The following is a 13,053-nucleotide window of genomic DNA, read 5'->3' on the forward strand; positions in this document are numbered from 1 at the left end:
GCTGGTACGCTTGAGTTGCCTGATAAACCGGGTTTTGCTGAGTTGAGGCGTTATTTTGTCCGGCTTGGGAGTTGCCGGCTTGCGACCCTGCGGAATAACCAAGCTGTGAAAGAACGGGACCCTCCTGCTGGTACGCTTGAGTTGCCTGATAAACCGGGTTTTGCTGAGTTGAAGCGTTATTTTGTCCGGCTTGGGAGTTGCCGGCTTGCGACCCTGCGGAATAGCCAAGCTGCGAAAGAACGGGACCCTCCTGCTGGTACGCTTGAGTTGCCTGATAAACCGGGTTTTGCTGAGTTGAGGCGTTATTTTGTCCGGCTTGGGAGTTGCCGGCTTGCGACCCTGCGGAATAACCAAGCTGTGAAAAAACGGGACCCTCCTGCTGGTACGCTTGAGTTGCCTGATAAACCGGGTTTTGCTGAGTTGAAGTGTTATTTTGTCCGGCTTGGGAGTTGCCGGCTTGCGATCCTGCGGAATATCCCAGCTGCGAAAGAACGGGACCTGCCTGCTGGTACGCTTGAGTTGCCTGGTAAACCGGGTTTTGCTGAGTTGAAGCGTTATTTTGTCCGGCTTGGGAGTTGCCGGCTTGCGATCCTGCGGAATATCCAAGCTGCGAAAGAACGGGACCTTCCTGCTGGTACGCTTGAGTTGCCTGGTAAACCGGGTTTTGCTGAGTTGAAGCGTTATTTTGTCCGGCTTGGGAGTTACCGGCTTGCGACCCTGCGGAATAACCAAGCTGCGAAATAACGGGACCTGCCTGCTGGTACGCTTGAGTCGCCTGGTAAACCGGGTTTTGCTGAGTTGAAGCGTTATTTTGTCCGGCTTGGGAGTTGCCGGCTTGCGATCCTGCGGAATATCCAAGCTGCGAAAGAACGGGACCTGCCTGCTGGTACGCTTGAGTCGCCTGGTAAACCGGGTTTTGTTGAGTTGAAGCTTTCGTAAACGCTTGGTTAAACTGCATCGTGTTTGAAGGCTGGGACCCCATACTGCCACTGGACGATTGTTGTCTTGCCGAGTAGCCGGTATGAGCTATTACAGGTTGAGAGTATGGATTGTTGCTGTTATATTGATTGGTTTGTCCAAAATTTTGATTTGACAATTGACCTTGATTTTGCGCTGCTGAATTGGTGATTTGAGAAAGAACAGGTTTAGCGTTTTGCGATTGGATACCGCCTTGGTAGTTGGATTGAACAACATTTGATGTCCGGGATCTGTCTGCTTGGGTATTATTCTGAGCTTTTCCCTTGGAACTTTGGAATCCGCCTTGCTGAGACATCGAATTCATCACATATTTCCTCCTAAATAATTTTAGGTTCAATGTCATATGCCGTAATGACCCAAACCTGTCTTATTATTGGAAGAACATATGTCTTTTATGAATCGGAAAAGCGCAGAAATTATGGTAATTCTCAAGGTTAGTTACGAGTATTTATTTTATGGAGTTGTGACCAGCCTAGCTGAGAAGCCAATCCAGAGAAATTTTCCTGACTGTTTATGAAGATATAACCATTGTTGAGTGGCTTGCCCGAGCTGCCAAAAGGATGTATTTCCAGGCATCTTGGCCGCTGTACAGCAGCCGGTATGACATTACAAGGCGATTGTTGTCTCATTTGCCGGCAGCGGCACAGTTAATAAGCGGTGCAACTAGCGTGGCCGGGGATACTTATGCGATTAAAATAAAAAATCCTGCCATATAGCAGGATTTTAATACATTTTATGCTTTAACAGATTCTGGCCGCTTCAATTGAAGTGGAGGAGGGATAAGCCAACCTTTTTCTTTGTTCATATGGAGTATTCTAAGCGCGAAAGCTGTTGCAGTGAGATGATATTTAGCAAATAAAGCACCAATATCCTCTCTCGTACATTGACCCATGACTTGGCTATAGGCGACCAATCCAGTTGAAGAGTCAGCTAAAATTTTAGCACCGATTTCAGGGTCAGAAAACCTTGCGCCAATCGGAATATCTTCAAGTTTTACAGGTGGTCTTTCAGGCAACATAGGTGCAGGAGCAATTCCGTTATCGGTAAGCAATTCATCGCATTCTTTAATTTCCAGTTTTGCTTGATCAATGAGATCATCCAGAATCTTTTTAAGGTCTTTGTCTCCAGCGTGGTTTAAAAATGCTTGATAACAAGAAACTGCCCCTTTAGCGACCAACGAGTTTGTCCATACACCAAAAATTTCACCATAGTGCATAGGTTCATCTTTTTGGTTACCGCTTAAAATTCCCATTAATTTTTGCTCCTTTTTCATAAATTTCAATCTGATTTATTATGTCAAAGGAACTGAGAATTAATGCAAGCAGAAATTCAATCAATAATCTCCTTTTGTTTGGAGTACTCTGTAAGTTTATGCATGCTTGAATCGGCAGGCTTGGATGATTGCTACGGAATGGCATGGACCCAAGGATTCCGAAGGCGTGATATTCCTCCCAATGCGTAACTGATCTGCTTGCCCCGTAGATTCTTTCAGAAACCTACAACCATACGCATGATTTCCTTTTGGAGATTATAGCATGGTCATCCTGTCACCTTTTCATGAACCTGATATTTTCAGCGCTTTATGCATGCAAATATTGGGCTTTCTGCCCAGGGATTTGCATAGAATCGGGATTGCCAGGAAGAATGATTGGCTGTATTCAACTCCGCTCACATGGATGAAAATCAAGCAAACGGATAAATTAGATACAACTTAATTTTTTACAGGTGTGGTGATATAGATGAACCGAATAATCCTATTTCTGCCACTGCGCATAGCTGCAATTGTTTTACTAAGTTGCTGCATGGTTGGAAAGACCGGAGATACCCTTTCTGCAGATCCATCGCTACCGATAGTAACCGAACAAGGGATTTATTCGATCGAAGTATTTCCGTTAAAACATCAACTTGTTGTAAGCATGCAAGGACAGGAATTCAGGACATATTCCGTTGCGGTTGGAAATCCAACTACCCCAACCCCTGTTGGGGAATACCAGGTCATGTATAAAGGGAAGAACTGGGGAGCTTCGTATGGACCTCGTTGGCTGGGATTAAACGTCCCTTGGGGGTATTACGGCATACATGGCACGAACAAGCCCTATTCCATCGGACAACATCAAAGTCACGGTTGCATCCGTATGCACAACCGAGATGTTATTGAATTATTCGAGATGATTCCACTTGGAACAAAAGTAACCATTTACGGACATGTACTGGGAGACCCGGGGCATGAACCGAGGAAGCTTGCGGAGAATGACGTCGGCGGAGATGTCCAGCTTATTCAGTCCCGTTTGAAAAGTGCCGGATACTACAAAGGGATATGTAATGGAAAATTTCGCTCGGATACAACCGGGGCTATAAAAAGATTTCAAGAAGACCACGATATGACACAGGATGGCGTAGTGTCGATAAAGATTTATAATAAGCTGGGATTGCTAGAATAAGGGGATAATCAAAGAATAGCGCCGCATGTCGGGATGTTGTTCTTGCATCCATCACCTCTAAATAGTTCTGCAAAAATGCGAGATGTATTTGGTTTTGCCGCGCAGAGATAACCACCCTTTATCAGATGTTAGCGGTTGATTATCATTAAATTAATTGTAATTCTTGATTTATTCAGTCACGTATCTTGGGCTGCTTCATAATATAATTCCATGCCCCCATTACGACCAACATTATAAACCCAGTGGTAGGCTTCTTGGATTACCACTACTCTCAAAAGCGCCTTGATCGGCGCTTTTTTTTTATGGATCTTTCTGTCTTAAGCATGAAATGACATCAACAAATTGTTGTCTGGTTGGTTTCAAAAGTGATTTTACCATGGGTTTCCACACCTATCCCCAGCCCCGTGCGCTCGATACCCTGACGTTTTTTATGCTGGGCTTACGGTCTTGATTAACCAGCCGCCTTCGGACTGACATTCAACTATGATTTGAATAATTTTTTTGCTTAGAGGAAAAAACAAATGGGAATACAATCAACTTACTGAAATGGAGGCTTTACAGATGAAAAAATTAATCACAAGTTTTTTCTTATGTGTTGTGGTGTGTGCTATGTTGTTGGTTCCGGCTTACGCGGATAACAATATGGACATGACCGACAATAACTACCGGGCGACTGCTGCAGGCGACAACAATGATAATGGTACGGATTGGGGCTGGCTTGGCCTTCTCGGTCTGATCGGTTTAGCGGGTCTTAGAGGTAAAAGCCGGGAGCGTACTTAGATCCTAGTCTCACATCAATATAAACGAGTCCCCCGGCTTATTTCAGCCAGGGGATTTTGTTTTAGATAAATCACGATAGAAAGTAAAGGGGAAGAAAGCGGATGGTCTGGTCAAACTTCGAGGAAATTATAAAAAGACAACCCAATCGTTGCAAAGGTTGTATCTGGGGAAGTTGGGACGGATATCGACAATATTGCCCAAAACAAAAGTGTATAAAGAAAGAAAAATATATAATTCAACTCGATCCCGCCCTGATCGAGGCGCTGAAAAGGTCATTATCATGAAAGAGGCACAACTTCCTCAAGCTTTTGAGAAAGTTGTGCCTCTTCTCTGTATAATAAAGGAAACAAATCAAGCCTTTTCGAATGGATTGTCTTTGTTCAACCAGCTGGCAGGTTAACGACAATAAAAGGTCGAAATCTATGAAGAGCAAGAGGCGCAATTTTCATAATAATCCACATGGGAGGAGAAAAGAAATGGCTAAGGTTCTTCTATTTCACCACGCAATGGGACTGACAAAGGGTATTCACACCTTCGCGGACGAGCTTAGAGGGGGAGGGCACACTGTACACGTGCCTGACCTTTTCGAGGGTCACTCGTTTACCACTATCGAGGACGGCATGGCCTATGTCAAGGAGATTGGGTTCGAAGAGATTATGGAGCGCGGTGCGCGTGTAGCCAGTGAGTTACCGCGTGAGATTGTCTATGCGGGATTTTCGCTCGGTGTATTGGCAGCCCAGAAGCTCGCCCAGACCCGTGAAGATGCCCGTGGCGCGTTGTTCTTTTACTCCTGCGTTCCGGCCTCTATGTTCGGCTCCCCCTGGCCAGCGGATCTGCCGGTACAAATTCACGGCATGGACGCTGATCCCTATTTCGTAGACGAGGGCGACATTGAGGCGGCACATGAGCTCGTGGCGTCAGCCCATCATGCCGAGCTCTTTTTGTACCCGGGCGATCAACACTACTTCGCCGACAGTAGTTTGTCGTCGTATGACGCTGAAGCGACGGTGCTGCTGTTGAAGCGCGTACTGGAATTCCTCCGGCAGCTGGATAACTGAGCTGTTTGCGCACAGAAGTCGTTAGACTTTGGTCACTCCGGCACGTGGAAGCGAGTTTCCGTTTAGGGAAGGGAACAGACTTCTGAATACGGTTAGTCAGTCAAGCTAAACGGGGAATGATAGTTCAATCGGACCTGAAGGCAGCCAGCCAGAACAGTTGGCCGCCTTCAGGTCAGCTAACGGGCAGGCTGGTTTAAACTTGATATATGTCTGGAAGAAAGGATCATCATTATGAATATACTATGGGATTTTGATGGAACATTGTTTGATACCTATCCAGCCTATTCAGACATATTTTACGAAGCATTGCGTGGTTCGGTTACCAGACAAGAAATTTTATCACAATTAAAGGTTTCATTTAGTCATGCCGTAAGTCATTTTAATCTCTCAGACCAACAGGTGAAAGAAATGTTTATTATGGAATCAAGCCTTCATCCAGAGAAAACCCCGCCATTTCCAAATGTAGAGAATATCCTGAAATCCGCCAATGCCAATGTAATCATGACCCATAAACCACGATTAGAAGTATTGAATATTTTGAACTATTACAATATGGCGGGATATTTTAAAGAACTAGTAGCAGGTGACGATGGGTTTTCAAGGAAGCCGGATCCCGAGTCCTATATATACTTACATAATAAATACAATATAGACCTGGTTATTGGAGACCGTGAAATAGATATTCTACCAGCTAAAACTCTTGGCATAAAGACATGTTTATTTCAAAATAAAACGGGCGGTGCTGATTTTTATTTAGAAAATTATGAAGATTATTTTCTTATAAACCTTTGATTTCATCAAGTAGAAATTGAAGATCGGCAGCTGCGCTAACGGGCAGCATCCAAATAAAAACGCTGTAGGAGGTGATATGGTTATAAATAAAATTGATACAGTCATCTTTGACTTAGACCAAACATTGCTTGATAAAGACCAATCACTATTAAACTTTGCGGATTACCAATATAAACAGTTCTCTCTATTCAGATTTATTCCGGATAAACAGAAATTTATGGGGAAATTCTCGGAACTACACAATATTATAATGCCTAAAGAGGACGTTTATAAAAAGTTAATAGACATTTTTAATATCGAAAAGAGTCTGCATACTGAATTGCTTGATGATTTGAATCATAATTTTCATGTGTACAGTGTTGGATTCCCTGGACTGCATGAGATGCTTGAAACATTAAAGGAGCGAGGGTATAAATTAGGAATAATCACAAATGGAAGGGACTTTTACCAACGGAACAAAATTATCGCTTTAGGATTGTCAGATTATTTCACTGACATCATTACATCAGGTGCGGTCCATATTAAAAAACCTGACCATGCAATATTTCAAATGGCTTTAAAAAACTTAAAGTCATCGAGTAAGCGCACAGTATTTATTGGGGATAGTCTCAAGGCTGATATCATTCCTGCTAAGGAGCTTGGGATGCTCACAATTCTAAAAGGCAAGGATTATTCTTTAACACAACCTGATGCAATTTGTGATAACTTAACGGAGATACCGGATATTATTTATCGTTTATCTATATTGTGAATTGAACTAACGTAGCACGATAGTGAGGAGCTTGCCGCGCGGCGGCTCCTTTTTCGTTTGTTGAAGTAACGGGCAGGATAACGGCGAAGGCACCACGAAATATTGAAATTGTAATCCTGAATAAGGCTAGGATCAGGTGAGGGAGAAGGGCAGAATAGCTTCTAGATAACGGAGTAGAACTAACGAGAACCTAGGAGGTATAGTGATGGCCGATAAGATTTTTGAAGAGCCGAGGCTTGCAGAAGTTTATGATTTGTTTGATTCGCCAGAACGTCCGGATCTTGACCTTTATATTGCACTAACAGAAGAGTTCGATGCTCAATCAGTGATTGACTTTGGCTGTGGAACCGGGAACCTTGCCTGTCGCCTTGCAGCCCTTGGCAAGGAGGTTGTTGGAGTCGATCCAGCCCTTGCTTCGCTCAATATTGCAAGCTGTAAGTCGTATGCGGATAACGTAAAATGGTTTCATGGAACAACGGGAATGCTTTCTGGATTGCAAGTGGATCTAATAACGATGACCGGCGCAACGTCGCCCAAGTCTTTGTAACTGACAAAGAGTGGATATCAACTCTCCGTGCTTGCCGAGGGGCTATACGACCAGGTGGACGGCTTGTCTTCGAGGTCCGGGACCCTGCAATGGAAGCCTGGAAGAACTGGAATCGTGAGCAGTCCCATCAGGTGATTGAAGCACCTGAAATCGGAAGGGTCGAGACGTGGACTGATCTCGTTAGTGTGCAACTACCGCTCGTTACGTTCCGGCACACGTTCATTTTTCATAGTGACGGGACGGTACTGACCTCGGACTCGACACTGAGGTTCCGGAGTCAGTCCGAGATTATTGACTCTTTGGCTGCTGCGGACTTACCAGTCGAAGATATTCGAGATGCACCGGATCGTCCTGGGTTGGAATTCGTTTTCATCGCTCGCTGCCCGGACTAAAATTTTGAATGCTTTGAACTAGTGTGATAGGTTTAGCGACAAAAAAACTATTACTTGTATGACCAGTTGCGCGTAAACCAATTGAAACCATGTTAAGTGTGGCTAATCAGCATTTATGACATGGAACCCTAGATGATCTGAATTTTTAAACCACCTGACAAGCGGATACCTCGTCATTAAAGGTATCCGTTCTTATATTTCAATTTCCCGTTCGGTATCGTTCAATCTCCCTTAGCAACCGATTTATGTTAGAGCGGATATGCGCATTATCTTCATAAAGTCTACTCAGCATGACACCGCCCTCAATAACTGAGGTAATATAGACGGCCAATTCTTGCACATCAATCTCTTCTATAAACTCGCCTTGTTCGATACCCAACCGAAGAAGAGAACGAACTAATTCTAAAAAATTCCCCATTTCGATTTGAGCCTTTTCCTTTAATGCCGGATGGGCGTCATCACTCTCGATGGCTGTATTTAGAACGGGACAGCCACCTGCAAGCGGAGGACAATCATAAGCATTTTGATAAATCGAAATCACGGCAGACAGCTTTTCAAAAGCCGTTTTACTGTTAACCATCGCATTCACGTAACATACCCTCAATACTGCTGCAGCATGTTCAAACGCTTCTAGGGCAAGCTGATCCTTATTCTCGAAATGATTATATATTCCGCCTTTTTGCATGCCGGTGACACGAGACAGATCCGAAATGGAGGAACCAAAATACCCTTTCTGATTGAATAATACGGCAGCTTGTTGGATGATAAAATCCCTTGTCTTTTCTCCTTTTCTCAATGCCATCCCCCTTAAAAAACCAATCGTTCGTTATATTGATTATAAAACAAATGAGGTGTCCGTCATAGAGGCGTAAATGTATGTAGACGGGCAGTAAGAAATATGGTAATTTATATAACGAACGTTCGGTTTTTTTGTGAGGATATGCCCATACATTTTAAATGAGGAGTGAATAAAGCTTATGAAAAAACAATGGTCTGTAGGAATGCTCGTATTTGATCAGGTTGACGCTTTTGACTACGTAGGTCCGTCTGAGATTCTGTCAGTTACTCGGTACAGTGCTCAAGATGTTCAGAAAATGATCTTTGGCTCGGTGGAGGAGCAACATAAGCCATTCCTAGTCCATACGGTATCAGAAACGGGAGGAATGGTAACGGCCAGCAACGGCCTTCGCATTATGGCCGACTACAGCATTGAGAATGCCCCCCAATTTGATATTGTTTTGATTCCAGGCGGATTCCAACCAGTAATCCGCAAACTGATAGCAAATACAAGGTTGATCCTGTGGATTACCGAGCAAATGAAGACTGTAGAATTGATGACATCTGTCTGTACGGGTGCATTCGCTCTAGCTCAAGCGGGGCTGTTAAATGGAAAAAAAGCAACAACCAACCGAAAAGCGCTGGACTCCCTCGCGAAGTATTTTCCAGAAGTCACGGTAATTCGAGATCAAAAGTTTGTAGATGAGGGAAACATTATTACTGCACAAGGACCAGATGCGGGGCTACATTTAACTTTCCATCTTGTCAAACGATTATTGGGTGAAGAAGCGGCTCTCATGACAGCAGATACTGTAGAGTATGATGGCTATGAAAAAACATTTGGTTAACGTTTGAGATGAAAGCCTCCACATGCTATTCAAATTGAATCTGGTGCTCGCTCAACTAACTGGGCACAATAGCTAAATAAACTCGAAGAAACGGCAGTTAGCTAAAGGCTGTCGTTTTCTCAACTAATGGGCAGTTTAGCATTGCAAAGGGGATTGTGATCGAGAACCCGAATAACTAAGTAACTACCAACAAGAAAAGGTGTACGTTCATGAATCGGATTACAAGAAGCGCACGATCGTGGTGACAAGATCGAGGTGCTTGTAAATGAGGTCAATATAGCAGAAGTTAGTGACGGCTTACATGGAGAACTGTTTACAGAAGATGGCTGGTATCACCGTTTCTGTAAATATGGGCTGCATGAAGGATGAAGTACACTTACGGGGACCGATAGCACAATACTGAGGAACTCCTGTGCGGCGCTAACGGGGAAGTTGAGCGTGGTAGGGGTTAAATGACCTTCGTTGTGAGGCTTGAGCAGCATTGTACATTTTCAATTCCATAAAAAGAAATTAGGCTTCCATTATCAAATGGCAGCCTATTGATGTTTGTTTCAAGAAGAGTTATCGCCCTTTTTTTCTCAGGTAATAAAAGGGCGACATTTATTGTCATACTAGTCCTGCAAATAATGTATCCAAAACACGGTTTGCAAATTCAATTCGTTCTTCTTGAGACTCCTCTTTACCTAAAAAGTTCAAATGGAACGCATGTTGAAAGCAACTACCCAGCAATAAATCCGCTGTGGCTCTCGAATTTATTTCCCCCCGGATTCTGCCAAGATATTTCTCTTTCAACAAATAGGCTTCCACGGCTTCGTTTGCCCTATGCGGACCTTCGTTCCGCAATGTAAAACCTTCTCGGTGACGATGCAAAATTTCAGGTTCCGAGAAAATAGAACAGATCAAGGACATGGAATTGTTGAAATCCTCCAGCGCCGCAAGAGCTACCTGCTCTAAGTTTTTTCGCACCGTTTCGTTACCAGCAAGGCTCTGTAGTGAAGTTAATGTGCTCATAAAATTTTTCAATTGTCCCCGTAAAACATGGAGAAATATATCTTCTTTGCTTCTAAAATGATTATATAACGATCCTTCAGAGCAACCGGCTGCCCGAGCAATTTCCTTAGTTGTAGTTTTGGCAAGTCCGTTTGTTAATAACACTTGCTCGGCAGCTTCAGCTATTTTGGTTTTTAAATCCAATTTTATCCCTCGCTCTATTGACATGGTCTGAAAAGCTGTTTATGCTTACATTATGGGTGAGCGCCCACTCAATGTCAAGTGAAGTTAATGTCTATTAAAGAAACGTGTGTGTCGTAATATGAGTGGGCGCTCACTCAAAATCTTAGTGAGAAAGGAGGTTGCTCAACATGAAGTCCCAAAACTATAGCAATTACGTGAGGTTGATTCCGGCTTTTCATTTTTTCCTTGTGCCGCTCGGTTTGATCACGCTGACCGCTGCAATCGTATATCTGTTTATTTCGGGACGGAGCGAGGCACCGCTGATTGCCTCCCTGATATCCATATCTCTTTCCCTAATGATCGTCATGACCATGGTATTTTCCCGGATATTTGCATGTAAAGCTCAGGATCGTGCTATTCGCTCAGAAGAAAATCTGCGTCACTTCGTACTGACTGGCAAACTGCTCGATCCTCGTTTGACGATGAACCAAATTATCGCGCTGCGTTTTGCTCCGGATGAAGAATTTTTGTCTTTATGTGAAAAGGCTGCGAACGATAGTACAACTCCTGACAGTATCAAGCGGACTATCAAAACATGGAAAGCCGATTATGATCGGGTTTGACGAATTAATAATGAAATAAATGGAGGTAGAGGTATAAAATGAACAAACTAACCGAATCGTTCAAGGGGACGACCATGAATATGCTGAAAACTTACACACAGCAATATATTGATAACAAATGGCAGCAAGTTTGGGAACAGCATCTAACGGAAATCGAACGGATTTTTGCAAGAGGGGGAGATTCAGCCTATGGCTTCTTCTGCCTCAAACTTTTTCAACTTTTGCAAGCGGAAATAGTTGAAGCAGGATTTTTTCCCCGACCGGTTTTGCCTGGAACTTTTCCCCAATCAGAAGAGCATTGGGGCCTTTGGGAAGACAGGGAAAGACGATTGTGGAGTGTGATACACCAAGAAAATGGAAGGGAGTTGGGAACGCTGGTCACGCGGGTTTTTCATGATCATACCTGTCTGCGTATACCTAGACCGCCTCAAGTCTATGTGATTAGCGAGACCGACCCCATCCTTATTTCACATGTTATCATACACACAGATCCGGAAAACGGCGATTTGATGGACGGAGAGAATGAGTGTTATGCGTGACCGACCTTTTCCTCGAATTGCACGTTTCTTTTTTATCGGCTTAGCTTGGCTGTTCGCTGTCTCCGTCGCACTTCAAGTTTTTTTCGCAGGACTTTCACTATTTGTCGATCCGACCAACTGGAATACCCACATAAGTTTTGCCAGATATTTTGCGTTCCTTCCTCTTATTATGACTGTGTTGGCATGGGGTGCTCATTTGCCCCAAAAAACAATCTGGAGAAGTGTCGGATTATTTGGGATGATTATCGGTATGTTTCTTACGGCTATATTATCATCAAGGATCGGTGTACTATCAGCGCTTCACCCTGTAATCGCCCTTATGCTGTTCTGGGGTTGCGTGGAGATCATCCGCTCCTGCCACAAAACAATTCAATGATCCGGAGTGGACCCTCGATTCATTCTAATCCGTTTAATTCTTGCTCCAGATGGTACTGATACACGGTAAGCATGCTAACTGGGCACGTTAATGAGGAGCTAGCCACGAGGCAGCTCCTTTTTCGTTTATTGAAGTAAGAACAGTTTACGTTAACGAAAAAATAAAACCGGCACAATTATGTGCCGGTTAACCAATAATGCCAAATAAAGATGATCCCTAAAAAGCCATAGGTACATAATAGTCTATAAAAAAATTCAACATAAGTCTATTACTTTTTTCGCATTAATTGTATGTTAATTAAGCGACCGCGGCGCAAAAACGATAAGGGAGATTAAACATAGAGCCATATGTCATTTACTAAAGATAATGAAGGAGAAGCCCTGCATGATTACACTCAGAAAAATCACGCTGGAAAATCAACGTTCCATATTTAACCTGGAAGTCTCAGAAGATCAACGCCGCTTCGTTGCGTCCAATCTGTCAAGCGTGGCTTCATGTTATGTCCTTGCAACCAATGGGGGACATCCATTTCCGTTTGCCATTTACGCGGATGAACAGCCGGTCGGTTTTGTTATGATTACTTATAGAATCACCGGATATGAACGCCTGACAATCGCAGATGACAGCTATTGCATCCTGCGACTGATGATTGACAAGCAATACCAGAACAGGGGCTATGGTCGGGAAGCCATGAAAAAAATTTTGGAATTTATCCGCACCTTTCCGGCGGGGCCTGCTCATTACTGCTGGATTTCTTATAAGGCTGATAACGTGGCCGCCAAAAAGCTTTATGAAAGCTTCGGCTTCCGTGACAACGGCGAAATCTTCGAAGATGAGCCAATAACCGCATTGCGACTCTTCAATGCACCATTTGGAGTATGCACCCCATGAATGCTAAATTGTATCCATTTCTGAGTTCTTAGGGTTCAACCAACGGGCACAAGAACTCAATAAACCACCAGAATGAGGCTGCTGGCT

The 13,053-nt window shown here is 43.7% G+C and carries 15 protein-coding genes; 11 read left to right on the forward strand and 4 right to left on the reverse strand.

From position 1 onward, the window contains the following. Together AC0YOB_RS30595 and AC0YOB_RS30600 are read right to left on the reverse strand one after the other, a co-directional pair. Positions 1 to 1,282 (reverse strand): hypothetical protein (locus AC0YOB_RS30595; protein WP_475795994.1); only part of this gene is annotated, 1,282 nt, incomplete at its 3' end. Positions 1,283 to 1,711: 429 nt separating this feature from the next. Beyond that, positions 1,712 to 2,230, reverse strand: coding sequence for a DUF3231 family protein (locus tag AC0YOB_RS30600; protein WP_475795995.1), 519 nt, complete (start codon positions 2,228 to 2,230; stop codon positions 1,712 to 1,714). Positions 2,231 to 2,717: 487 nt separating this feature from the next. On the opposite strand from AC0YOB_RS30600, the gene AC0YOB_RS30605 reads away from it, so the two are divergent. From AC0YOB_RS30605 to AC0YOB_RS30630, 6 genes are all read left to right on the forward strand, one after another. Beyond that, positions 2,718 to 3,419 (forward strand): L,D-transpeptidase family protein, encoded by a 702-nt coding sequence (locus AC0YOB_RS30605; protein ID WP_475795996.1) that lies wholly within the window; start codon positions 2,718 to 2,720, stop codon positions 3,417 to 3,419. A 561-nt stretch (positions 3,420 to 3,980) separates the two neighbouring features. Then, on the forward strand, positions 3,981 to 4,199 hold the full coding sequence (locus AC0YOB_RS30610; RefSeq protein WP_475795997.1) for a WGxxGxxG family protein: 219 nt from the start codon (positions 3,981 to 3,983) through the stop codon (positions 4,197 to 4,199). 476 nt (positions 4,200 to 4,675) lie between these two features. Next, positions 4,676 to 5,257, forward strand: a complete 582-nt coding sequence (locus AC0YOB_RS30615; protein WP_475795998.1) for a dienelactone hydrolase family protein — start codon at positions 4,676 to 4,678, stop codon at positions 5,255 to 5,257. A 231-nt stretch (positions 5,258 to 5,488) separates the two neighbouring features. Continuing rightward, positions 5,489 to 6,049 carry an HAD-IA family hydrolase gene (locus tag AC0YOB_RS30620; protein ID WP_475795999.1) on the forward strand — a complete coding sequence of 187 codons (561 nt, stop codon included), beginning with the start codon at positions 5,489 to 5,491 and terminating at the stop codon, positions 6,047 to 6,049. Positions 6,050 to 6,125: 76 nt separating this feature from the next. After that, on the forward strand, positions 6,126 to 6,800 hold the full coding sequence (locus tag AC0YOB_RS30625) for an HAD family hydrolase (protein WP_475796000.1): 675 nt from the start codon (positions 6,126 to 6,128) through the stop codon (positions 6,798 to 6,800). Positions 6,801 to 7,005: 205 nt separating this feature from the next. Further along, complete coding sequence (locus AC0YOB_RS30630; RefSeq protein ID WP_475796001.1) at positions 7,006 to 7,347, forward strand: class I SAM-dependent methyltransferase; 342 nt, start codon at positions 7,006 to 7,008, stop codon at positions 7,345 to 7,347. 591 nt (positions 7,348 to 7,938) lie between these two features. Here AC0YOB_RS30630 and AC0YOB_RS30635 read toward each other — a convergent pair. Then, the gene (locus tag AC0YOB_RS30635; protein ID WP_475772888.1) at positions 7,939 to 8,535 is read right to left on the reverse strand and encodes a TetR/AcrR family transcriptional regulator; all 597 of its coding nucleotides are present in this window, start codon (positions 8,533 to 8,535) and stop codon (positions 7,939 to 7,941) included. A gap of 181 nt (positions 8,536 to 8,716) precedes the next feature. Here AC0YOB_RS30635 and AC0YOB_RS30640 point away from each other — a divergent pair, with 181 nt between their 5' ends. After that, positions 8,717 to 9,364, forward strand: coding sequence for a DJ-1/PfpI family protein (locus AC0YOB_RS30640; RefSeq protein ID WP_475788115.1), 648 nt, complete (start codon positions 8,717 to 8,719; stop codon positions 9,362 to 9,364). A gap of 606 nt (positions 9,365 to 9,970) precedes the next feature. Here AC0YOB_RS30640 and AC0YOB_RS30645 read toward each other — a convergent pair. Beyond that, positions 9,971 to 10,558 (reverse strand): TetR/AcrR family transcriptional regulator, encoded by a 588-nt coding sequence (locus tag AC0YOB_RS30645; RefSeq protein WP_475796002.1) that lies wholly within the window; start codon positions 10,556 to 10,558, stop codon positions 9,971 to 9,973. Positions 10,559 to 10,725: 167 nt separating this feature from the next. On the opposite strand from AC0YOB_RS30645, the gene AC0YOB_RS30650 reads away from it, so the two are divergent. The 4 genes from AC0YOB_RS30650 to AC0YOB_RS30665 all read left to right on the forward strand — a co-directional run bounded on the left by AC0YOB_RS30650 (position 10,726) and on the right by AC0YOB_RS30665 (position 12,966). Beyond that, positions 10,726 to 11,160 carry a DUF6526 family protein gene (locus AC0YOB_RS30650; protein WP_475796003.1) on the forward strand — a complete coding sequence of 145 codons (435 nt, stop codon included), beginning with the start codon at positions 10,726 to 10,728 and terminating at the stop codon, positions 11,158 to 11,160. A gap of 38 nt (positions 11,161 to 11,198) precedes the next feature. Beyond that, on the forward strand, positions 11,199 to 11,699 hold the full coding sequence (locus AC0YOB_RS30655; protein ID WP_475796004.1) for a DUF6022 family protein: 501 nt from the start codon (positions 11,199 to 11,201) through the stop codon (positions 11,697 to 11,699). Next, positions 11,692 to 12,075: a DUF6220 domain-containing protein gene (locus AC0YOB_RS30660; RefSeq protein ID WP_475796005.1), complete on the forward strand. Its 384-nt coding sequence runs from the start codon at positions 11,692 to 11,694 to the stop codon at positions 12,073 to 12,075. The genes AC0YOB_RS30655 and AC0YOB_RS30660 overlap by 8 nt, the downstream gene beginning before the upstream one ends. A 384-nt stretch (positions 12,076 to 12,459) precedes the next feature. After that, entirely contained in the window at positions 12,460 to 12,966 is a 507-nt protein-coding gene (locus AC0YOB_RS30665) for a GNAT family N-acetyltransferase (RefSeq protein ID WP_475796006.1), read from the forward strand. The last annotated feature ends 87 nt before the right edge of the window (positions 12,967 to 13,053 follow it).

This window comes from Paenibacillus sp. JT31N17 (genome assembly GCF_056269255.1).